17 protein-coding genes, 1 tRNA gene and 2 pseudogenes are annotated in these 20,503 nt (G+C 60.5%); 7 read left to right on the top strand and 13 right to left on the bottom strand.

The window, feature by feature from the left end; genetic code table 11:
- Position 1: 1 nt before the first annotated feature.
- Positions 2 to 1,141, bottom strand: a complete 1,140-nt coding sequence (locus AC0L3D_RS06210) for an ABC transporter permease (RefSeq protein ID WP_027153023.1) — start codon at positions 1,139 to 1,141, stop codon at positions 2 to 4.
- Positions 1,138 to 2,670, bottom strand: coding sequence for an ABC transporter ATP-binding protein (locus AC0L3D_RS06205; RefSeq protein ID WP_023797498.1), 1,533 nt, complete (start codon positions 2,668 to 2,670; stop codon positions 1,138 to 1,140). The genes AC0L3D_RS06210 and AC0L3D_RS06205 overlap by 4 nt, the downstream gene beginning before the upstream one ends.
- Before the next feature lie 163 nt (positions 2,671 to 2,833).
- Between AC0L3D_RS06205 and AC0L3D_RS06200 the strand changes: the two genes are divergently transcribed.
- Positions 2,834 to 3,043: a SlyX family protein gene (locus AC0L3D_RS06200; RefSeq protein WP_031254215.1), complete on the top strand. Its 210-nt coding sequence runs from the start codon at positions 2,834 to 2,836 to the stop codon at positions 3,041 to 3,043.
- A gap of 21 nt (positions 3,044 to 3,064) precedes the next feature.
- Here the strand turns inward: AC0L3D_RS06200 and AC0L3D_RS06195 are convergent, their stop codons facing one another.
- The 4 genes from AC0L3D_RS06195 to AC0L3D_RS06180 form a co-directional block, all read right to left on the bottom strand.
- A complete protein-coding gene (locus AC0L3D_RS06195) occupies positions 3,065 to 3,526 on the bottom strand; it encodes a GNAT family N-acetyltransferase (protein ID WP_473643476.1) in 462 nt (153 codons plus the stop codon).
- A gap of 100 nt (positions 3,527 to 3,626) precedes the next feature.
- Complete coding sequence (locus AC0L3D_RS06190) at positions 3,627 to 4,616, bottom strand: BMP family lipoprotein (protein WP_023797496.1); 990 nt, start codon at positions 4,614 to 4,616, stop codon at positions 3,627 to 3,629.
- Positions 4,617 to 4,802: 186 nt separating this feature from the next.
- On the bottom strand, positions 4,803 to 5,465 hold the full coding sequence (gene msrA, locus AC0L3D_RS06185; RefSeq protein WP_023797495.1) for a peptide-methionine (S)-S-oxide reductase MsrA: 663 nt from the start codon (positions 5,463 to 5,465) through the stop codon (positions 4,803 to 4,805).
- A 49-nt stretch (positions 5,466 to 5,514) separates the two neighbouring features.
- Entirely contained in the window at positions 5,515 to 5,832 is a 318-nt protein-coding gene (locus AC0L3D_RS06180; RefSeq protein ID WP_473643474.1) for a hypothetical protein, read from the bottom strand.
- Between the two features lie 416 nt (positions 5,833 to 6,248).
- Here AC0L3D_RS06180 and AC0L3D_RS06175 point away from each other — a divergent pair.
- The 5 genes and pseudogenes from AC0L3D_RS06175 to AC0L3D_RS06155 all read left to right on the top strand — a co-directional run bounded on the left by AC0L3D_RS06175 (position 6,249) and on the right by AC0L3D_RS06155 (position 11,871).
- Positions 6,249 to 6,338, top strand: a tRNA-Ser gene (locus tag AC0L3D_RS06175).
- Between the two features lie 1,105 nt (positions 6,339 to 7,443).
- Positions 7,444 to 8,262, top strand: a complete 819-nt coding sequence (locus AC0L3D_RS06170; RefSeq protein ID WP_473643472.1) for an alpha/beta fold hydrolase — start codon at positions 7,444 to 7,446, stop codon at positions 8,260 to 8,262.
- Positions 8,263 to 8,572: 310 nt separating this feature from the next.
- Positions 8,573 to 10,472, top strand: a pseudogene (locus tag AC0L3D_RS06165) (tetratricopeptide repeat protein).
- A gap of 110 nt (positions 10,473 to 10,582) precedes the next feature.
- Positions 10,583 to 10,735, top strand: a pseudogene (locus tag AC0L3D_RS06160) (IS5/IS1182 family transposase); the annotation flags it as partial.
- A 590-nt stretch (positions 10,736 to 11,325) separates the two neighbouring features.
- Positions 11,326 to 11,871, top strand: a complete 546-nt coding sequence (locus AC0L3D_RS06155; RefSeq protein ID WP_473629196.1) for a globin domain-containing protein — start codon at positions 11,326 to 11,328, stop codon at positions 11,869 to 11,871.
- 75 nt (positions 11,872 to 11,946) lie between these two features.
- Here AC0L3D_RS06155 and AC0L3D_RS06150 read toward each other — a convergent pair whose 3' ends face one another.
- The 3 genes from AC0L3D_RS06150 to AC0L3D_RS06140 all read right to left on the bottom strand — a co-directional run bounded on the left by AC0L3D_RS06150 (position 11,947) and on the right by AC0L3D_RS06140 (position 14,712).
- The gene (locus AC0L3D_RS06150; protein WP_473643470.1) at positions 11,947 to 12,873 is read right to left on the bottom strand and encodes an ATP-dependent DNA ligase; all 927 of its coding nucleotides are present in this window, start codon (positions 12,871 to 12,873) and stop codon (positions 11,947 to 11,949) included.
- Between the two features lie 286 nt (positions 12,874 to 13,159).
- Positions 13,160 to 14,071, bottom strand: a complete 912-nt coding sequence (locus tag AC0L3D_RS06145) for a PhnA-like protein (RefSeq protein WP_473643469.1) — start codon at positions 14,069 to 14,071, stop codon at positions 13,160 to 13,162.
- 92 nt (positions 14,072 to 14,163) lie between these two features.
- A complete protein-coding gene (locus AC0L3D_RS06140; RefSeq protein ID WP_473629215.1) occupies positions 14,164 to 14,712 on the bottom strand; it encodes a sigma-70 family RNA polymerase sigma factor in 549 nt (182 codons plus the stop codon).
- 534 nt (positions 14,713 to 15,246) lie between these two features.
- Between AC0L3D_RS06140 and AC0L3D_RS06135 the strand changes: the two genes are divergently transcribed.
- A complete protein-coding gene (locus AC0L3D_RS06135; RefSeq protein ID WP_292432737.1) occupies positions 15,247 to 15,900 on the top strand; it encodes a Crp/Fnr family transcriptional regulator in 654 nt (217 codons plus the stop codon).
- A 136-nt stretch (positions 15,901 to 16,036) separates the two neighbouring features.
- On the opposite strand, the gene AC0L3D_RS06130 is transcribed toward AC0L3D_RS06135, so the two are convergent.
- From AC0L3D_RS06130 to AC0L3D_RS06115, 4 genes are all read right to left on the bottom strand, one after another.
- On the bottom strand, positions 16,037 to 16,819 hold the full coding sequence (locus tag AC0L3D_RS06130) for a tyrosine-type recombinase/integrase (protein ID WP_473629194.1): 783 nt from the start codon (positions 16,817 to 16,819) through the stop codon (positions 16,037 to 16,039).
- 42 nt (positions 16,820 to 16,861) lie between these two features.
- Positions 16,862 to 17,152 carry a hypothetical protein gene (locus tag AC0L3D_RS06125; RefSeq protein WP_473643467.1) on the bottom strand — a complete coding sequence of 97 codons (291 nt, stop codon included), beginning with the start codon at positions 17,150 to 17,152 and terminating at the stop codon, positions 16,862 to 16,864.
- A gap of 813 nt (positions 17,153 to 17,965) precedes the next feature.
- Positions 17,966 to 18,322, bottom strand: coding sequence for a hypothetical protein (locus tag AC0L3D_RS06120; protein WP_473643465.1), 357 nt, complete (start codon positions 18,320 to 18,322; stop codon positions 17,966 to 17,968).
- Between the two features lie 1,256 nt (positions 18,323 to 19,578).
- Positions 19,579 to 20,475, bottom strand: coding sequence for an ATP-dependent DNA ligase (locus tag AC0L3D_RS06115; RefSeq protein ID WP_473643463.1), 897 nt, complete (start codon positions 20,473 to 20,475; stop codon positions 19,579 to 19,581).
- Positions 20,476 to 20,503 lie beyond the last annotated feature (28 nt).

The following is a 20,503-nucleotide window of genomic DNA, read 5'->3' as shown; positions in this document are numbered from 1 at the left end:
CTCAGGCACCCTTCCCCTTGATCGCTTCGATGCCGACAGATCTCGGGCTGAGCGAGGCGAACAGCGCCTGGACATAGGGCCGGAACATATGCTCGAGCGCGCCGGCGAACAGGATGACCAGGCCCTGGATGATGACGATCATGTCGCGGCTGATCGCCGGCATTTCGAAGGCGAGCTCGGCGCCGCCCTGGTACAGCATGCCGAACAATATTGCGGCGAGCACGATGCCGACCGGGTGCAGGCGCCCCATCAGCGCTACTGCGATGCCGACGAAACCGGCGCCCGAAACGAATTCGAGCGCGACATTGTGCTGGTCGCCCATCGTTGGATTGAGCGCCATCATGCCGGCCAGCGCGCCCGAAATCATCATGGCGACGATGATGATGCGGGTTTCCGAAATGCCGGCATAGCGCGCCGCTTTCGCGCTGTGGCCGTAGGTGCGCATCTCGTAACCGAGCCTGGTGCGCCAGATCAGCACCCAGACCAGAAACGCCATGGCCAGCGCCAGCAGGAAGCTGATGTTGAACGGCGCCGAGCGGATCTTGGCGCCGAACAATTCGATGACCCAGTTGAGCTTTGGCAGTTGCGCGCCGTCGAGGAAGGTGCGTGTCTGCGGCGCCATCGAATTGGCCGGCTTCAGGAATCCGACCAGCGCGTAGACCATGACGCTGGCGGCGATGAAATTGAACATGATGGTGGTGATGACGATGTGCGAGCCGCGCCTGGCCTGCAGATAGGCCGGGATCAGCGCCCACAGCGCCCCCATCGCCGCAGCGGCAATGATCGCCAGCGGAAAGGTGAGCCACCATGGCAGCACGCTGTCGAAGGCCAGGCAGACGATGCCGATGCCGAGACCGGCGATATAGCCCTGGCCCTCGCCACCGATGTTGAACAGGCCGCAATGCGCGGCAACCGCCACCGACAGCCCGCTGAAGATGAAGGTGGTGGCGTAGAACAGCGTGAACGCAATGCCTTGCCCACGGCCGAAGGCGCCCTCGACCAGGACGGCGGCAGCGCGGAACGGATTTTCGCCCACCAGAAGCACGACGAGGCCGGCGACGACGAAGGCAACGGCGAGATTGATCACCGGGATCAGCCCGTAATCCGCCCAGGCCGGCAGCTTGGCGTAAGGCGTGCTCATTCCGCCGCCTCCCGGTGCTCGACGCCGGCCATCAGCAGTCCAAGCTCGCCTTCGCTCGCCTCGGGGCCGCGCTCGCCGACGATGCGGCCGGCAAACATCACCAGGATGCGGTCGGAGAGCGAACGGATCTCGTCGAGCTCGACCGACACCACCAGCACCGCCTTGCCCTGATCGCGCATGGCGATGAGCCGCTTGTGGATGAATTCGATGGCGCCGACATCGACGCCGCGCGTCGGCTGGCCGACGATCAGCACGCCCGGGTCCTGTTCCATTTCCCGCGCCAGCACAATCTTCTGCTGGTTGCCGCCGGAGAAATTCGCGGTCTTGAGACGGCAGTCCGCCGGGCGGATGTCGTATTTGGCGATCTTGTCCCTGGCGTCGTCGCGGATCGCGTCGATGTCGAGGAACGGTCCCTTCAGGTATCGCGGATCGTCGTGATAGCCGAGTATCGAATTCTCGTTCTCCTCGAAGGCCAGCACCAGCCCGACATGATGACGGTCTTCCGGGACATGGGCGAGGCCGCGGTCGCGCAGTTCGCCGGGATCGGCGGCCCCGGTCAGATCGATCGGCTTGCCGTCGAGCATGACGGAGCCCGAGACGGCGCGCCTGATGCCGGAAATCGCCTCGAGCATTTCGGATTGCCCGTTGCCGGCGACGCCGGCGATGCCAACGATCTCGCCGGCGCGCACATCGAAGGAGACGTTGTCCACCATGGTGACGCCACGCGAATCCTTCACCGTCAGGTTCCTCACCGCGAGCTTGACCCCGCCGGCTTCAGCCTCGCCCTTCTCGACCCTGAGCAGCACGCGGCGCCCGACCATCAGCTCGGCCAGTTCCCCGACCGTGGTCTTCGTGGTTTCCCGTGTCGCCACCATCGTGCCCTGGCGCATGACCGAGACCGTGTCGGTGATCGCCATGATCTCGCGCAGCTTATGGGTGATCAGCACGATCGTTTTACCCTGCTCCTTCAACTGCCTGAGGATGCGGAACAGATGGTCGGCTTCTGCGGGCGTCAGCACGCCCGTCGGCTCGTCGAGAATCAGGATCTCGGCGCCGCGATACAGCGCCTTGAGGATTTCGACACGCTGCTGCAGTCCGACCGGCAACTCCTCGATGATCGCATCGGGATCGACCTCCAGCCCATATTCGCGCTCGAGCCGTTCCAGCTCGGACCGCGCCTTGGCGATGCTCTTCTTCAGCAGCGCATCGCTTTCAGCGCCGAGAATGACGTTTTCCAGCACCGTGAAATTGTCGACCAGCATGAAATGCTGATGCACCATGCCGATGCCGAGCGCGATGGCGTCGTTGGGCGATTTGATCGACGCCGGCTGGCCGCCGACGCGGATCTCGCCGCTGTCGGCCTGATAGAAACCATAAAGGATCGACATCAGCGTCGACTTGCCAGCGCCGTTCTCGCCGACAATGCCGTGGATGGTACCGCGCGCGATCTCCAGATTGATGTCGCGATTGGCGCGGACGGCGCCAAAACTCTTGTTGATGCCGACCAGCTCGATTGCGGCTTGCGCCATGCGGCCTTTCCCATCGTATTTTTATCGCTTGGTCAAAACGCCTAGCATGACGCCCCGCCCGTGCCAATTGCCGGAGCAGCGTTCACTCTCGACAAATCCCCGCGCGCTTGTCAATTTCGAACGTGGCCGCAGCCTGCACAATCGCCTGGATCGAGGATTTCAAATGACCATGCCCGACGACCGGCTGACGACGCTGGAAATCCGCGCCGCCGAGCAGGAGAAGACCATCGAGGAACTGTCCGGCCAGATCGCCGAGCAGTGGAAGGTGATCGAGCGCATGCAGCGCAAGCTCGATGCGCTGGCCGACCGCTTCCTGGCGCTGGAGGAACAGAGTGCGTCCGACGTGCCGGTGACCAAGCCGCCGCATTGGTGAGCGACCGAGGATGAGCAAAGGCTAACGGCCGAGCCTGCGCGTCATCAGCAGCATTGTCCGGCCATCCTGCTCGAATGTTTCGACCGCATGCCAGCCGAGCGTAGCGTAGAAATCGCGAGCTTCCCAGGTATAGAGATAAAGTTTGCTGACGCCGGCCGAAGCGGCATGCGCTTCGATCGCCCTGACCAGAGCCCGGCCGATCCCGCACCGCTGATGCTCGGGAACGACAGCCAGCCCGGCAAGGCATGGCGTCAGATCATGCGCCGGCTCGAGTTCATGGCGGACCAGCAAGCAAGTCCCGACCGGGACACCACCGATCCGGGCAACCAGCGAAGCCTCGAAGCCGTCGCCAGCCAACAACTTTCGCAGCCCCGCCGTGTCCTCCGTCAGCGTTCGTCCGGTGCCCTCAAAAAATACAGCGAGCCGCAGTCGCGCAACCATCTCGACGTCGCCCTCGTGCATTGGTTCGATTGTCTGCTGCATCGGTGTCCTGAATGGCTGATATTGTTTGGAGGAAAAACTGCTGCCCCAAACAAAACCGCCGGGACCATGCCCCGGCGGTTCGCAATCAGTGTCGGGTCGATCAATAAGGGCAGGAATTGTCCGACATGTAATCATGCACCTTGATGGTACCGGCGATGATGTCGGCCTTGGCCTTTTCAACCGCCGCCTTCATCGCGTCGTCGACAAGCGCCTTGTTGTTGTCGTCCATGGCGTAGTCGACACCGCCTTCCTTGAGGCCGAGATCGTTGATGCCGCCGGTGAACTTGTCGTTCTTGGCATCCATGAACGTGTTGTAGACGGCGACATCGACGCGCTTGACCATCGAGGTCAGCACCTTGCCGGGCTGCAGTCCATTCTGGTTGGAATCGACGCCGATGCCGAGCTTGCCGCCGTCGGCCGCTGCCTGCAGCACGCCAACACCGGTTCCGCCTGCCGCTGCGTAGATCACGTCGGCGCCCTGGTCGATCTGCGTCTTGGCGATCTCGCCGCCCTTGGCCGGATCGTTCCAGGCTGCCGGCGTGTCGCCGGTCATGTTCTGGATGACATCGGTCGCGCCGGCCGCCTTGGCGCCACCGACATAACCGCAGCCGAATCGGCGGATCAGCGGAATGTCCATGCCGCCGATGAAGCCGACCTTTTTGGTCTTCGAGGCCATCGCCGCCATCACGCCGACGAGATAGGAGCCTTCCTGCTCCTTGTAGACGACGGAGCGGACGTTGGGCTTGTCGACGACCATGTCGATGATGGCGAATTTGGTCTCGGGAAACTCGACGGCGATCTTCTCCAGCGCATCTGCCCAGGAGAAGCCCGCCATGGCGATTGGATTGCGGCCATCCTCGGCGAAACGGCGCAGCGCCTGCTCGCGCTGGGTGGCGTTTGAGACCTCGAATTCCACATAGGCGATGCCGGTTTCGGCCTTGAACTTTTCGGCGCCGTTGTAGGATGCTTCGTTGAATGACTTGTCGAACTTGCCGCCGAGATCGTAGAGAAGTGCTGGCTGGATGTCCGCGGCGAAGGCCGGAAGAACCATCGCAGTTGCGGCCAGGAGGCCGAGAACGATACGTTTCATGTGATCCACACCCTGTCGGTTATTTTTCCGTTATGCACCGCCTGCCTGCCCGGTTCTCCGGCAGGCATGCGACATCAGACAGGAGTGTCTTCCTCCCGCTTCGGGCCAATCTGGCACGGCCCGAAGCAAAATTCACGCGGAATTTTGACCTGTTGGAAAAGCCGGGATCATCGTCCCGCCAAGGCCTCAGGCGGAGACGGCAGCCGGGATGGCGCAGGTGACGCCGGTGCCCTGCAGATTGCAATAGCCGTAGGGATTCTTCGCCAGATATTGCTGGTGGTCTTCCTCGGCGAAGTAGAATTCCGGCGCCGGAGCGATCTCGGTGGTGATCTTGCCGCGCCCGGCGCCGCGCAGCGAGGCCTCGTAGGCGTCGCGCGAGGCGATCGCCGCCTGGTATTGCGCATCGCCGAAGGTGTAGATCGCCGAGCGGTAGGTGGTGCCGACATCGTTGCCCTGGCGCATGCCTTGCGTCGGATCGTGGCTTTCCCAGAACAGCTTCAGAAGCTGTGCATAGGACACGATTTTTGGGTCGTAGACGACCAGCACGACTTCGGCATGGCCGGTCAAACCGGTGCAGGTTTCCTGGTAGGTCGGATTGGGGGTGACGCCACCGGCATAGCCGACGGCCGTGACCCATACGCCCTCGACCTGCCAGAACATGCGTTCCGCGCCCCAGAAGCAGCCCAGCCCGAACATCGCCTTCTCCAGCCCGTCGGGATAGGGGCCCTTCAGCGGCCGCTTCGAGACAAAATGATTGGATGCCGTCGGGATAGGATTGGCGCGACCCGGCAGCGCCTCGGCAGGTTTCGGCAGGTTGAGCTTCTTGTTCAGCATGTCGCTGAGAAACATGTGCAGTCTCCCTTTCTCTTTGGTTGGGGACGCTGGAAAATTATCAAGTCTAGGCGAACCGCCCGGTCGCCCGCTCCCGCCTGTAGCCTATCATGTAGAGAATGAAGGCAAGCACCGCGAACACCGCGAAACCGGGCTGGTTGAGCACCCAGGCGATGGCGCCGTCCCACAGCAGCGGACCAAGCCTGTCGCGGACGAAGCTTTCGAAGGCGCTTCGCGTATCCGGCGCGACGGCGAGCCAGCTCGTGTTGAGCGGGGTCATGACCAGGGCGGAGGCCGCCACAGAGCGCGTCGCGTCGACTACCGCCATGATGACCGAAACCGAAAGCGCAACCATTGCGGCAAGACGGAAGACGAAGCGGAACATCCTACCTCCCCGCAAGCTTTTCAGAAATATCTATATCGGACTGATAAATAGGATCTGCGCGCTTTATCCGCAATCGCGACACGCGAAGTTGAACCTGCGCCGCCGGTTTTCGCCGCTGAGCGTCGGTCGGTTGAGACGACGACGCCGATCGCGGCGATCGGCGTGCCAAGGCAGCGCTGGCGGTATGGACAGAGCATCCGACAAAGCGAATGCAGTGCTGTTATGTCTTGGCATTCGGCACCGGATCGACTAGATGAGCCCCGCGCCTGTTGCTTTGACGGCTCAGGTGTGGGGAAAAGGTGTCCGCTGGTTGACGGCGCCTACGGTGCGAAGTTCCGGACCGGGAATCCCCCAACAAGGAGACGGCATCTCCCCAACCCGCGCGGCGAAACCGGCCGCAGCGAAAATGCCAGGACGGAGAGGTGGCCGAGTGGTTGAAGGCGCACGCCTGGAAAGTGTGTTTACGGGAGACCGTAACGCGGGTTCGAATCCCGCTCTCTCCGCCAGATGATATTCTATCAAATTGATTTCATTGCGCTTTGCAAGTTGCAGACTTACAGTTCCTAACTCCGTTCCTAACGTTCACAAACGATGAAGCCCGCCACCGTGAGGCAGCGGGCGACTTGGTCGTGGGTGCCGGCCGTTAGGAATTCTTATCGCCCGTTTGGATTTGGCGCCGGTGCCTCTCGCACATCTCGCGGTGGCGGATCGACATGTTCAGGCTCTGGCGATGCTTTTTTGTCGGGCCGACGAACAGGTGTCTTCTTCTTCGGGTCGGGCCTCGGTGGTGGCTCTTTGATTTTGTTTTGCATATCCAGTTTCCTCCATCCTCCTGAAACCGGATCGCCTCTCTCTTGTTCCTATGGCGCCATTAAAAGGCCCGCCACCGTGAGGCAGCGGCAGAGTTTGCCGCCGTTCAGTGACGCTCTGCCGGTCCTTCGAAGAAACTCCACGAAGTTGTCGAGCACTGTCTGACCTTTCGAAGGCCGCCGGAGTTCACCGCAACACGATTCGAACTTCGAGACATGCCGATACGGCGGTTCGGAAGATGCTTTGGCTGCGATCGAACGAGCGCTAGTCTCGGCCGGTGTCGAGTTCATCCCCGAGAACGGCGGCGGCGCTGGCGTGAGACTGAAGAAGTCGCTTGCGCCCGCCCCTCACCTGACATCGCCAAGCCACCACTCGGACGTCGCGTTTTGGGCCGACAGCGGAAGGTCGGCTTCTGGCTCCGCAACGAAGATTGCAGACGTTCAACTTACTGGGAGAAGGTCGCGAATTGACCCTAGTCGGACATTCCCGGCTCAAATTTGCTCCCGGAAGCGGACCTTCACCGGAACCAGGGGATTTGACCCGATGCCGCCACTCCCGACAACCGCGACGAACGGCTTAATCAAGCCCTAAACCGCCCTTTGTGAACCCAATACGCTACCGGAAAGCGTACTTTGGGCCGGGACCAGCGCTCCTGACCCAAAGTTGCCAAGCGGCATTCGACCCTTGTGCACATTTTTTTCTGGTTCCATAGTAGGGTCCAATCGACCTTGTGGGCAGGACAGTGCGGGAAGGCCGGACGAGCGCGAGGGGCTCGCAGGTGTTCGCCCGCAGCGCAATTCTTTGCTTGCCAGCGGCAGCGTATTCGACTGCAGGCGGTTGGGCGACAGATGTTCTTTGGGGAAGAAGCTTGGGATGACCATCGTTCTCGTTCATGGAATTCCGGAAACGGAGGCGATCTGGGACGATCTCGTCCCGCATCTGCGCGACGATGACATTGTTCGGCTGTCTCCACCCGGATTTGGGTCCGTCATCCCTGCCGGCTTCGACTGTTCCATTGATGCTTATCGCGACTGGCTTGCCGGCGAACTCGAGAAGTTGGCGCAACCGATCGATCTCGTGGGGCATGACTGGGGTGGGGGACATGTCATGCGCATAGCAATGGACCGCCCGGACCTAATACGGTCTTGGACGGCCGATGTTCTGGGCGTGCTCGACCCGGATTACGTCTGGCACGACCTGGCGCAGGCCTGGCAGACGCCGGAAATCGGCGAGCAGGCGGTTGCGCAGATGGTCGGCATGCCGGCCGAGGCCAGAGCCAAGCAGTACGATAGCTTGGGTATGACCTCGGCGATTGCTGAAAAGGTGGCGGCGGGTACGAACGCGGAGATGGGCAGGGCAATCCTGGCACTGTACAGATCAGCCGCTCAACCGGTGATGCGCGAACTCGGAACCGGCTTGCCGCGGGCAGCCGCCAAACCCGGCCTGGCGCTGATCGCGACGGAAGATTCCTATTGCGGCGGCGAGACGCTCGCGCGCCGTTCTGCCGAGCGCGCCGGGGCAAAGGTTGCCGTTCTGGAAGGGGCGGGTCATTGGTGGATGTGCCAGCAGCCAAAGCAAGGTGCTGACGCGATCAACGCGTTCCTGGCAGAGCTGAACTAGGCCAGAACCGCGCGACGAAAGACGGTCGGTGACAAGGGGACGGGCAATGCGCATGATGAGAGGCCAGCATGCTACCGCATTGCCGCTGTAGTCTTCAGAGCAAACGGTGCTATCTCTGCTAACTGCGAAGGCCGATCTGAAGCGGCGCCCTGCCGTCAAAAGCGACGCTCCCTGTTGCCGCGAATTGCTGCGTCGCCGTAAAATGACGCGAAGTGCAACAGCGGTCATGCCCATTTGGCAGCGTGCTCGCCATGGCACTTCGAGGGGTGTAGACTCCGCGCACGTTACATGTTCATGCAGGGGCGCGCTCATGAATGTTCCCCCGCTCGACCGGAAGCTGCTGGCGATCCTCGCTGCGGACATGGCAGGCTATTCGAAAGCGATGGAGGCCGACGAAGCCGGCACGATTGCGCGGTTAAGGGCGGTTCGCACCGAGGTCATCGATCCCGCCATTGCCCGGCATCATGGCCGTATCATCAAGCTGATGGGCGACGGCGCGCTGGTCGCGTTCGATAGTGTCGTCGATGCGGTTGCATGTGCCGTGGAGATCCAGACAGCGTCGGGGACGCGCAATGCCGGATTGCCCGAGGCTGAGCGCGCCGTGTTCCGTATCGGCGTCAATCTTGGCGATGTCGCCCTGGTGGATGACGATGTCTATGGCGATGGCGATGGCGTCAATGTCGCAGCGCGGTTGTAGCACTCGCCGAGCCGGGAGGCGTGATGGTGTCCGGCACAGCCTACGATCATCTGCAGGGCAAGCTCGACGCCCTCTCGATTTCCTGAGCGAGCAGCGGGTAAAGAACATCAGCCGCCCGGTTCGGATCTACCGACTGAGACTCGACGGCAAACGAGTGCGCCGGCCGTTTCGCCAGATCATGCCGCACTGGGCTGCCATCGCAGCGGTAGCGATCCTGGTGCTGGGTTTAACCGGCGCTTGGTCGTTTTTTTTCAGCCCGCACCCTTGAGCGCCAAGCCTTCGGTCGCAGTTCTGCCCTTCGCCAATTATGGCGGCGACGATGCGACCGGGCGTCTGGCCGACGGCTTGACCGAAGACATCATTACCGACCTAGCCCGGTTTCCCGAACTCGAGGTCGTCGCGCGGAATTCGACGGAAGTTTACAAAGGAAAGGCGGTTGATGCCCGTCAGGTCGCGAGTGTCCTCCACGTTGGCTATGTACTAGAAGGCTCGATTCAACGCCAAGGTGACCGGGTGCGGATCGCTGCGCAGTTGATCGATGCGAAAACTGGCAACCATCTTTGGTCGGAGCGTTGGGATCGGCCCACTGAGGACGTCTTCGCCGTTCAGACCGAAATCGCAGAGCAGGTCACCAACCGCCTCGGCGGCGGAGTGGGACTAATTCAAGAAGCCGGGCGGGCTGCAGCCAAACGTAAACGGCCTGAAAACCTGAATGCCTATGATTACTATCTGCTCGGGACGGAGAAGATTGAAAAGCTCACCAAAGCGGATGAGGAGGCGGCCATCACGTTTCTCAACCGTCGAGCTGGATCCGGGGCTGGCCCGGGCTTGGGTAGAACTTTACCATGCTCATGCTCTATTGGCTGTGTTTGGTTTCAATCCCGAGAGCAACTTCAAGGCGGCTGCCGAGGTGGCCGAACGCGCGGTGCGGCTTGACCCGAGCGACGCTGAAGCACACGCGGTGTTTGGTATGAGCCTTGCAGATCAGGGCGACATCGCCCGCGCCAAGGCTGAGATGGATACGGCCCTTCGCCTAGCTTCTGGTTCGTCCGAAATCCTGACTTTCTATTCCGGCTTTGCAGCGCATTTCGGTTAACCCGAACGCGGTGCTCAAATGGTCGACCAAGTCATCCGGCTCGACCCGAACTACCCGATGTGGACGTCCAACTTCTTCTCCAATGCCTATTTTATGGTGGGCCGGTATGAGGACGCGCTGAAGACGCTGGAGCGCATGACGCGTAACAACTACCAAAAGTGGAATTGGGTGGTGCGTAGCAGCTCCCTCGCGGCACTGGGTCGAACCGATGAGGCAAATGCTTCGGTTGTGGAAACTCTCGAGCAGCACCCGGACCTGACTGTCGAGAGCATGATCAATGAATCCGGCCTGAGCACAATGGAGCGCAGTCGGTTCATAGAGACAATGCCGCTAGCTGGTTTCCCTCCCTGCGCCAAACCGGAGGTGCTTGCGAAGCCCGCCAAACCTGTGCGGCTGCCGGAATGCGAAGCAGGATAGTCGTGCTTCCCAGACGCCGATTGGATCTTGTCCTCCAGCATGGAGCCTGGGCGAATATCCCTCCAAAGAGCAATCGGAAAGACGCGCTCAGCTTCAGCCCGTAGCTCTAACGGGCTCGAAATCTGGTCGAAAGGTTCTTCAACAAGATCAAGCAGTGTCGGCGAGTGGCAACACGCTACGACAAGCTCGCGGCCAACTACCTTGCCTTCATTCAACTTGCGTCAATCCGGGTATGGCTGCGCGTTAACGAGTCCACGCCCTAGTTCCCAGTTAATCCGATAGATCATCGATCGTCTGCCGCATAGCCGGGCCATTGCCTGGACAACCGCCAAGGCTGCGATTGTGCGTTTGGTCCTGCCTCCGTTGCGATAGTTGCCGTTCCGCTTGCCTTCAGGTGCGCCACCGCCGGCACCGTGCATGCGACAGACTGCGCAGCCCCTCACCGCTGGCGATCGAGACTGGCAACCCGTCCGCTTCGACTGAGCATGACACCGAGGCGCTAGGTTCATGAGGTTGACGTTATTTTTTTCCGTCACCCTGCGGCGTTTTCTGTGCCGCCGTCATAAGTCGAGCACTGTTTGACATGAAACGTCAGCCTGAGGTTGTCGCCCATGAACTGGAGCGGGCCGGCGGGCCCATCTAAAGTCCGCAACGCTTGGGGAGCATCCGCGGTTTTCGCCTTCTAACGAATGTCGAGCGTCGGAATGTGGTCACTCGGAATAATTCGGGCGGGGGGCTCGTTGATTCCTTAGACGATGCCCGGTTACGGCAAAGTGGATATGTCCGAATGTCACTTCATGAAGCCGCCAGACATGCTGCGGCTTGCTCTGGCTTAACTCGAAGGAAAACAGAGATGAAAACGGCTGTCTCGACCTCTTTCACAAGACGAAGCGTTGTCGCCGGGCTGACCGTCGCCCCGATGGCTTTGGCGGCGGCGGATAATACCTCCGCGCAGGCCAACCAAACCACGCCTGAGAACAGTCTGTACGAGCGGCTGGGAGGCGTCTTCCCCATCGCAGCGGTGGTGGATCACTTCAGCGACGCCATCGTGAAGAACCCCATCGTCGGCCAGACGTCCGAGAACCCGCAGCTGCGAGAATGGCACACCGAGAACCTTGGAAGGTTGCCCGGCCTCAAGTTCATGCGCACGCTGTGGGTCTGCGACGTTTCTGGCGGGCCCTTCAGGTTCACGGCCACCAAGCCCGGCACGACGCCGCTCGGCCTTGAGGAGGCCCACCGGGACCTCCGGATCTCTCCCGCGGAATTTGATGAGGTCGCAGCGGAACTCGGACGGACGCTGGACTTCGCCAAGGTTCCGAAGCCTGAGAAAGCGGAGGTCCTCGCAGCCTTCGCCGCACACAAAGACGAGGTCACCGCCGGCTACGTCAAGCAGGGCTGAAGCGCCTCAGGGTCGACTCAATCAACCTACCGCAAGTGGCCCAGATGGTGGAAGCGGTAAGGACGACCCGACTGCTTAAGGATCAACAAAAGGCGGTTCAGATCGAAGCGGAAGCTCACTCGTCATCCAGAAGTCCTGCAGCGAGGCGTGCCGAAGGTCCTCTTCGCCGCGCAAGTGCTTCACGCGGGCTTTGACCCCCGGCTTGACCCACTGCGTTGCCGGCCGCTTTGGCATGTCCTTGGGCGGTGGCCCGGCATGTTCCTGGACCCTTTTCCAAAGTCTCTCGCGCATCTCGCGATTGACGCTGACGGCACTGCCGGCATATTTGCGGGTCCCCGGCTCGGCCATCAGGGCAAAGGCCGGCTTACCCCGCTCGCGCTCGACACCAAGAAGCTCGAATTCGCTTTCGGTGAAAGATTTTGTCTTCAGCCAATTGGTAGTCGGACCGCTGCGGTATTTAGAGTTCGCGCGCTTTGATACCATCCCCTTCAGGCCAGCCTTGTCGACTAGGTGATAAATCGCATTCGCCTCGCCCGGCAGTGCCTCGCTGAATTGGATACGGATATCAGGAGGGATCATGCCGTGCAGTATCTCCCGCCGGTCCCCCAGTGCCATGTCGCGGAGGTCGTGGCCGTTGAGGTGCAGCAGATCAAAGGCGACGAAGTAGAGGTCGTGCTGGCGCCGCGTGATCGCCTTCCGAAGGGCGGCAAAATCCGAAATGCCATCCTCATTCAAGACGATAATTTCGCCGCCGATGATGGCACCCTCGACATGCATTGTCTTGGCCGCTGCAGCTAGGTCGCGGTATTTGGAGGTCCAGTCGAGTCCGCGGCGGGTGAAAATCCGCGCGCCGCCGCCGTCGATGATGATCTGGGAGCGGTAGCCGTCGAACTTGACCTCGTGAATCCAGTCGTCCCCCCGGGTGGCTTGGCGACCAGCTTGGGCTCCATCGGTGGAATAAACGCCAGCCTTTCGGCCATACAAACCCCAACGCAACAGCACCCGATTTCAATAAAGTTTGATCTTTTTGGTTCCATGAGCGAAGAAAGCCCGCGCCTCCGGGAGAGGACGCGGGCTGATCGGAGGACACCGATCGCAGCATGTGCCTGCGAAAACATGCTGCAAATGGCCAAACTATCGTCGCAAGCCTTTGTTCCACGCGCAAAAAAAGCCCGCCGCACCTTTCGGCATGGCGGGCTTAAGTCGCATGCGGCCCCTATGTTTCAATCCTTCAAGGCATCATCGCGCTTGAACGAGGCCGGCGTCGCGTCATCGGCGGAACTGAGAGTCATGTCAAACCGTGCCGCGTAGGTATGAGGCGGTCTGCAAAGACTGGGTGAACCACCCCGGAACGGCCACCAAACCAGCCCGCAATCGCGCCAAGCACAAGGGAAGCGAATGCCAGGAGTGCGCCGGACGATACGACCGAAGCAGCGATATCTGCGGCTTCCGCCGCTTGTTGCTTCGCCTGCTCGACGGCTTGGTGATATTGTTGTTCCATCTGCGTCACCTGCTGCGTGGCTTGTTCGAGAGGGATGCCGCGCGCCGTCGCCAGTGCTTGTGCCGCGTTTTGACGCGCTGCGTTCGCATCCGCCTCGTTGCCCATGATGAGAGCGCGCATCGCGTTAATGGCCGCATTGTTAAGGGCTTCCGGATCTGTTCCGGTCGAGCGCACCTGAGCTTCAATAGCTTCGAGAGGATTGGCCTCTGCGACAATCGGGGCCGCAGTCTGCGCTACAGTCTCGCTCAAGCCGCCGACGGCACTTGCGATGCCACTGAAAGCTCCGCCAACAATCATGCCGACGGTGCTGGTGAGGAAATATAAGACCAGCAAGGTTGTGAGTGCCCACGTTGTCAGACCATGGAAGGCGCCCGTGGTCGGGAGCGTCTTGCCGGACATCCGAGCAGCGATGTAGCCGCCAACAAACGCAGCAACAATGCCGGACAGGACGTACCAGATACCGGCTACAATCGACAAGGTCGATGCCTCGGGATTGTCACCGGTCCCGGGATCGAGCGTGGCGATGCCCATACCCGCACCCAGCAAAGTCAGCAGGACTTGGACCACGAGAGCGACGACCACCCCGGCGAAAATGGCGCCCCAGCTAACTTTGTTCAGCAAGATCGTGCGAGCGTCGTCACTGGCGGTCGAGTAAGCCAAATTTTCGTCCTGGCGGGAGTGGGGAAATGCGTCGCTCATCAGTTTTATCCTTATTGCGGCGAGTTACTGGGGGACCAGCGCTGCGAATGATTTGCCTCGGCTTGCTGGTGACTGCATCGAAAGGGTTACTCCTAAACGCGCGCCTCGTCGAACTGGAGGGCGGCGGCGGAGATGGACGAGGTGGTTACGGCATCGCCCGAACCCTTTTCGCCAAACGTTCCTAGGAGCCGGTGGCGCGCGCGGCTCAAGCGGCTCTTGATCGTTCCGATGGCGCAGCCGCATATGCTTGCCGCGTCGTCGTAACTGGTCCCGAGAACGCCTATCAAAACAATAACCTGGCGCTGATCGTCCGGCAAAGCTTCGATGGCCCGCGCCATCTCCTGGCTGCGTAGCGACCATTCCTGGCTCGCCGCGATCGCAGGCCGGCTCGAAGCGCAATCGAGCAGACCGGGTCCCTCGCGATTCGCCATTTTGATGCGCGTATAGAAAGTGTTGCGCATTATGGTGAAAAGCCAGGATTTCATATTGGTCCCGGGCTGGAAGCGGTTGATGTTTGCGATACCTTTCATCAGCGTCTCCTGGACCAGGTCGTCGGCATCGTAGGCATCCCTAGAGAGCGTGCGGGCGAAGGCCCGCACGGCAGGGATGAGGGTCACAAACTCGCTCCGCTCTGTTGGCATGTTTATCTCCGAGTTCGAATGAGGTTGATCGGTCTGATAAGCCCACGCTAACCCGTCGAAAGAAGGTCGGTTCCACATTGGCGTCGCGGTTTTGGAATTACTTACGTGCAGACTAACAAATGCTAATTTTCCGGCATCGTGCGGGTCGGGACGACAGCTTCGAATCTTATTGGCGGTCGTCTTCGCGAGCGAGACGACACGCCCTCATCAACCATTTAGCTGTCCGTTGAGGGTCACCTCCGTTCCGCACATTCGGACCTGATGGGCGCGGCGCGTGGGACGAAACGGAGCCCCGGACCGACAAAGGGGATTGGCCAGCAAACCGCAATCGCTTAAAAAGGGGTTGGTCTGATCATCGGTGTTTCCTCGCCCGATGAGCGACCATAAGCACCAGAAGGAGAAGGCTGTGCCACAACGCGACCAACCACCTCCCTGGGGCGTCGGTGCCCCCGGCATATTGTGACTGGCACTTTCACAGCGCTGATCCTGGCTCTCGAGCGCCGAGACCACATCAGCGAGGAAGAGAAGAGGTTATTGGAGCAGCTGCCGTTCCGAATCCGGACGTTTGCTGCTGGCGAGAAACTTGTGGTGGAGAGCTCCCGTCCAACCGAAAGCTGTCTTGTCCTGAACGGCTTTGCGGCCCGCCAGCAATACGTCTCCGAGGGCAAGCGCCAACTTACGGCAGTTCATATAGCGGGCGACTTCGTTGACCTGCACTCGATGCTGCTAAAGGTCATGGACCACAGCGTCGTGTCGCTTGGGGATTGCATCGCTGCGTTCGTGCCCCATACCAGTCTCCAAGCCATAATCGCTGCGTCGCCACATCTCGGTCGTCTGCTGTGGCTCTCTACTGTGATAGATGCCGCCATAGAGCGGAACTGGGTCACCTGCCTCGGCCGCCGGCCGTCCAATACTCACCTTGCTCACTTGATCTGCGAGCTCTACGCACGTCTGGAAACTGTGGGGCTTGTCCGTGGCCAAAGCTTCCAACTACCCGTTACGCAGTCCGACATTGCCGATATCGTTGGTTTATCAGTCGTACACGTTAACCGGATGATCCAGGAGTTGCGCGCATCTGGGCTGATCAGATGGGATCGCAAAATGGTGACCGTTCTCGATATCGATCGCCTTCGCGAGTTGGCGGATTTTGACCCGACTTACTTGAACTTGATACGAGAGCCTCGGTAAGTGCACGTGTGCCTGCTAGGGCTTCTAGACTTTCCGGTTCCTCTTCGGCTTGGCTGCTAAGGCAGCAGGAAGAGTGATTTCGGCCTTAAGTCGTTGCTCCCGAAGGCGAGCCGTCTTTGCATCCCGTGCGGCGCGCTCATTGTGCGTGAATGCCCGTGCAGCATCCGACGTGCGCGTCTTTGCCCGCCTTCATGCGCTCAGCCGGCACGGTCCAGACCTTTTCGTCCAGATCCACCTCAGGCCACTTCATTCCGAGAACTTCGCCCGAACGCGCCGCCGTCAGGATGAGATAATCCAGCGCCTTTGCCGACAGGGCTTCAGCGGCCCGCAGGCGCTTCGCGAATACCGGGACATCAGCGTAAGGCATCGCTGGGTGGTGCCCGCGAGAGAGCTTCTTTGCCTTCGCCAGCAGGTGTTGCAGATGGCCGCGCCACAAAGCTGGGTTTTCGCCCGATCGATGCCCCGAGGCCTTGGCAAAGTCCAGCACCCGTTCAATTCGGCCGCGAAGCCGTTGCGCCGTTTCCGGCTTGGCCTGCCAGACCGGCTTTAAAATTTCGAGGACCTCGGCCGTGGTCACCTTGTCGACCGGCTTTTTGCGGATCGGTTTGCAGTAGGCATCGCCGAGGGTCATTTCCCATTGGGCCTTGTGTTTCGGATTCCTCCAGCTCTTGCAGACTTCAACAATGAAGTCTTCCGCGCACTCAGCGAATGTTGGAGCTTCGGCCTTCTTTTCGGAAGGCTGTTCTATTGGGTCAAGCCCGCGCCGCAGGCGGTCGCGGCAGGCGGTCGCGACAATGCGCGCATCTTTCAGGGAGACAGAGGGATAAGAGCCGAGCCCCGCTTCCTTCCAGACGCGGCCGGCACCCGAGCCCTTGAAGTGGACGAAGGTCCAGGACTTGGTCCCACCCTTCTTGACCATCAGATAGAGCGGTGAAAACTCAAGGGAATCAACGGCTTTTGGTTACATTAGCAGACGTTGGCGGACAATGGTGTAGAAGACGCTCTCTCCGCCACATTTCCCTACTAAAAGGTTGTTTAGCTGAGAAATATCGATCGTCGTCGAATTTCCTTGCACCTTCGGTTGGCGCTTTGCGCAGGCCCGGTCCGCGACAGCCTGCTGCATTCTCGAACCATCCGAAACGACGCTTCCGCCTGCATTCGCGTCAGGCAGTTTCCCCTTCACCAAACGTGGTTCAACGACGGACGCCACGGCGGTGAACGCAAGTAGTGTACGGCGGGTGACTTCGGGCATGCGTCATATCCTTGCTATCTGACAGGCCGGCCGGCGCAACACTTCGGAGAGGCGCTCTAGGACGCGACTACATCGTTTGCTGACAAAATGTATCCGCATTGCTGGCCGGTTCCCTAAAAGCCGAAAAAAACGCAGGGTGGTGGGCTCCCACAATCCGCACCCACCCCGCCTTCGGACAAGCTCCCCCGGGGGGGTCAACCGGCACGGACAAGGATGCCTGCTTCGCGCACCCATCAGCAGCGGTGTGGCTTCTAGCCGCAAGCAATTGCTTGAAGCAGTTCCCGACACCACATGGTGTTCCATAGCCAGCCAAGCGAGATGAACTCGCCCGACCCAGTCGCTGCCCTCCACCGTGGATCATGGCGACGACGTACGGCCAACCTTTAGGAACCAGAAAGACATCATGCCTGAAAATACCAGACTGCCAACGAGTGACGTCCCCCTCATCAAGCTGGGCAGTTGTCAATGCCGCTTCCCGGTTCGCGAAGATCGGTCAGTGCCCGGCGGTCACCGCTTTTGTGCTGGGCCAACTTCGCCTGACCGCGTGTACTGCGATCACCACCACAGCATCGTGACCGCCGTCGAGCCTCGTCGAGCCCGTTCGGGTTTCCACCTCGCTCAACGACGCGCCGCGTAAGTAGATACCGGGCGGCTGCACCTCGAACCGGTCTCAAGGGCTCGATGTGATGCTCTCCCACGTGTTCGGGCACCCACATCGTCGGGCCGAGCAGTCCAAGAGAGCCGCAGAACCATCCGCTTTCCATTGAACTCGCTGGAGCCATCGAATTGCGGTGGCTGCCGGTGACAATGGTATCAGCCCCGCATTATCGAGTGCAGGATGGCCTGCATGTGCTCTTCCAGGTCAAGTTCGCCCCGTGCTTCAGTGGCTAACAGGTACTGGGCCTTGGCTCGGCGGTCGCCTCGACCGATCGCAGGATACGAGCAGATGGCCAGCAATGCGTCCTCTTCAATCCGGTCTGCCCTCTTGCGGTCGTGGCTGCTGCTGTCCGCTCGATGAACAACCCTGTGGAGCGCGTCGTAGGCGGCCTCATGGGCTCCGATCAGCGCCTGCAATTCGGGTGAGGCACCTTCCCCTTCAGCAAACGTCGGTTCAACGAACGAGGCTACGGCGGTGAACGCAAGAAGTGTACGGCGGGTGAGTTCGGGCATGCCTCATATCCTTGCAGTCTGATCAGGCAGGAACACCATAGCACCGAAGCAACAGTTCGGAGAGGCGTTATGGAATGGGGCAGCGTTGTCTGCTGACAAAAATGTATCCGTTCCCTCACGCAGCAAGCACCGTAATTGCCTATAGATCAGGAAAGCTTGCTTTTGAGCAGTCATTCCGGCTCCGAAATGAAAAGCCGCTGTCATAAGGCGGCGAGGCGCTACGGCGTTCTTGCGCGGCGGTTAGGACTTCCTGTCGCCGTTTGGATTTGGTGCCGGAGCCTCACGCACGTCTCGTGGCGGCGGGTCCACATGTTCAGGCTCCGGCGATGCTTCCTTGTCGGGACGACGGACAGGTGTCTTCTTGGGGGCGGGCTTCGGTGGCGGGTCTTTGATTTTGTTTGGCATATCCAGTTAACCGGATCGCCAAGCTCTGGTTCCGGTGTGCCCATCAAAAGGCCCCGCCACCGTGAGGCAGCGGGCAACGGGTGGAATGCGGGAACAGAAGACAAAAAGGTGCACTGTCACCGTAAAACGTTGGCACGTTAGGGGAATAGTCCCTTCCAGATGGTCGGCGCCGCTGAGAGGATCAATCCGTCGAGATCGTACACTGAACTACTTGACCCGTTGCCTTGTCACGAACCCTTTTCGAAAACACGCGATGAAGGCCGATTGCGCGTGATTTAGCTTCATCGCTCGCAACGTAATCGGGAGTGCCGACATACATTACCCAGCGAATGTCTCTGGGGGCAGGTTTCCACGTAACTTTTGATCCATAGGCCGCTTTGCCCGGAGCTGTGCTATCGAACCGGCAGTCGATCGCTACGGGCATCATGCCTTTCTTAAACATTGCTTCGTCAACCCTGGCAAAATTTGACTTCGTAAGCCATCCATCCGCACCGCTAGTCGAAACTGTAGTGCACCCTGCCAGAGATATGCTCGATATCAAAAGCCCGATGGCCAGTGCGTTGCCTATGGATGATCGCCGACTGCCTTCTTGATTCTGTTTCATACCCGCCCCCTGAGATTGAAAGTAGTTCGGGCTAGGTAGGATGTCGGCAGGAAACAACGCAAGGCCACTTTTTAGTATTCCCCCCGAAAATCTTGTGGCGAACCACGCGGCAGGTCTCCTTGCCGTGCAGGTGCATCACACGGCCGATCATCCCCGGCTTGACCCCTGTGTCGCTGGCTCTTAAGCCCCTCGGTAATGCCGCGTGCCAAAGGCGATCATCGAGCGACTAAGCCGATGCCAGACGACGCTACTCCTCGTCAGCGAAACCCAGCAGCGACGCATTGCGTATCTGGCTGTGGTCGCCGCGCAGATGCTTGATGCGCAGCTTCACCCCCGGCCTGAGCCATTGCGTCCCAGGCCGTTTCTTCATCGCCTCTGGCGGCGGCCCGGCGTGCTCCCGAACCCGCTTCAACAGCCGCTCCTTCATGTCGCGGCTCAGGCTGATCAGGGCGGAACCGACATATTTCCCGCTGCCGGGCTGTGCCAGAAGGGCGAAGGCTCCCTCGCCGGGCTGGCGCTCGACGCCCAATAATTCGAATTCATCGACCGTGAAGCTCTTGGCCTTCAGCCAGTCCGTGGTCAGGCCGCTGCGATATCTGCTGTCGGCGCGCTTCGAGACAATGCCCTCAAGCTCGACCTCCTCGACGAGGTGGAAGAGCGACTGCGCGTCGCCAGGCATGGCCTCGCTGAACCGAATCCGGCTGTGCGGCTTGATGATACCGCTGAGAATTTCGCGGCGCGCCTTGCAACCGATGTCGCGCAGATCATCGCCGTTGAGGTGCAGAATGTCGAATGCGCACAGGTACATGCCGTGGGGATTGTTGTGGACGGCGTTCTGGAGCGCGTTGAAGTCGGGCATGCCGGCCTTGTCGGTGACGACCGCCTCGCCGTCGATGATGGCGTTCTTGACCTCAAGCTCACCCGCGGCTTCCATGATGCCCAGATATCGACGCGTCCAGTCCTTGCCGGTTTCGGTATAGACGCGGATATCCTCGGGCCCGTTGATAGTGATCTGGGCGCGGTAGCCATCCAGTTTGATCTCGTGAATCCAGTCATCACCCTCGGGCGGCATGGCCACCAGCCTGGGCTCCATCGGGGGAATGAACTCTAGCCGGCCGGTGCCGGCCTCTGCCCGCCTGCGCATGGAACCCAGTCTAGGTCATCACCGTATA

This window comes from Mesorhizobium sp. WSM4837, from assembly GCF_055811435.1.
The sequence above is the reverse complement of the archived record's forward strand: the minus strand, read 5'-3'. Positions and strand labels throughout refer to the sequence as shown.

Bases quoted from the DNA above. Each gene is read 5' to 3' on its own strand.
- AC0L3D_RS06145 (WP_473643469.1), bottom strand. From the start codon at position 14,071: ATGAGCGACGCATTTCCCCACTCCCGCCAGGACGAAAATTTGGCTTAC.
- AC0L3D_RS06200 (WP_031254215.1), top strand. From the start codon at position 2,834: ATGACCATGCCCGACGACCGGCTGACGACGCTGGAAATCCGCGCCGCC.
- AC0L3D_RS06115 (WP_473643463.1), bottom strand. From the start codon at position 20,475: ATGCGCAGGCGGGCAGAGGCCGGCACCGGCCGGCTAGAGTTCATTCCC.
- AC0L3D_RS06190 (WP_023797496.1), bottom strand. From the start codon at position 4,616: ATGAAACGTATCGTTCTCGGCCTCCTGGCCGCAACTGCGATGGTTCTT.
- msrA (WP_023797495.1), bottom strand. From the start codon at position 5,465: ATGTTTCTCAGCGACATGCTGAACAAGAAGCTCAACCTGCCGAAACCT.
- AC0L3D_RS06120 (WP_473643465.1), bottom strand. From the start codon at position 18,322: ATGCCCGAACTCACCCGCCGTACACTTCTTGCGTTCACCGCCGTAGCC.
- AC0L3D_RS06180 (WP_473643474.1), bottom strand. From the start codon at position 5,832: ATGTTCCGCTTCGTCTTCCGTCTTGCCGCAATGGTTGCGCTTTCGGTT.
- AC0L3D_RS06195 (WP_473643476.1), bottom strand. From the start codon at position 3,526: ATGCAGCAGACAATCGAACCAATGCACGAGGGCGACGTCGAGATGGTT.
- AC0L3D_RS06205 (WP_023797498.1), bottom strand. From the start codon at position 2,670: ATGGCGCAAGCCGCAATCGAGCTGGTCGGCATCAACAAGAGTTTTGGC.
- AC0L3D_RS06130 (WP_473629194.1), bottom strand. From the start codon at position 16,819: ATGGTCAAGAAGGGTGGGACCAAGTCCTGGACCTTCGTCCACTTCAAG.
- AC0L3D_RS06155 (WP_473629196.1), top strand. From the start codon at position 11,326: ATGAAAACGGCTGTCTCGACCTCTTTCACAAGACGAAGCGTTGTCGCC.
- AC0L3D_RS06210 (WP_027153023.1), bottom strand. From the start codon at position 1,141: ATGAGCACGCCTTACGCCAAGCTGCCGGCCTGGGCGGATTACGGGCTG.
- AC0L3D_RS06140 (WP_473629215.1), bottom strand. From the start codon at position 14,712: ATGCCAACAGAGCGGAGCGAGTTTGTGACCCTCATCCCTGCCGTGCGG.
- AC0L3D_RS06125 (WP_473643467.1), bottom strand. From the start codon at position 17,152: ATGCCCGAAGTCACCCGCCGTACACTACTTGCGTTCACCGCCGTGGCG.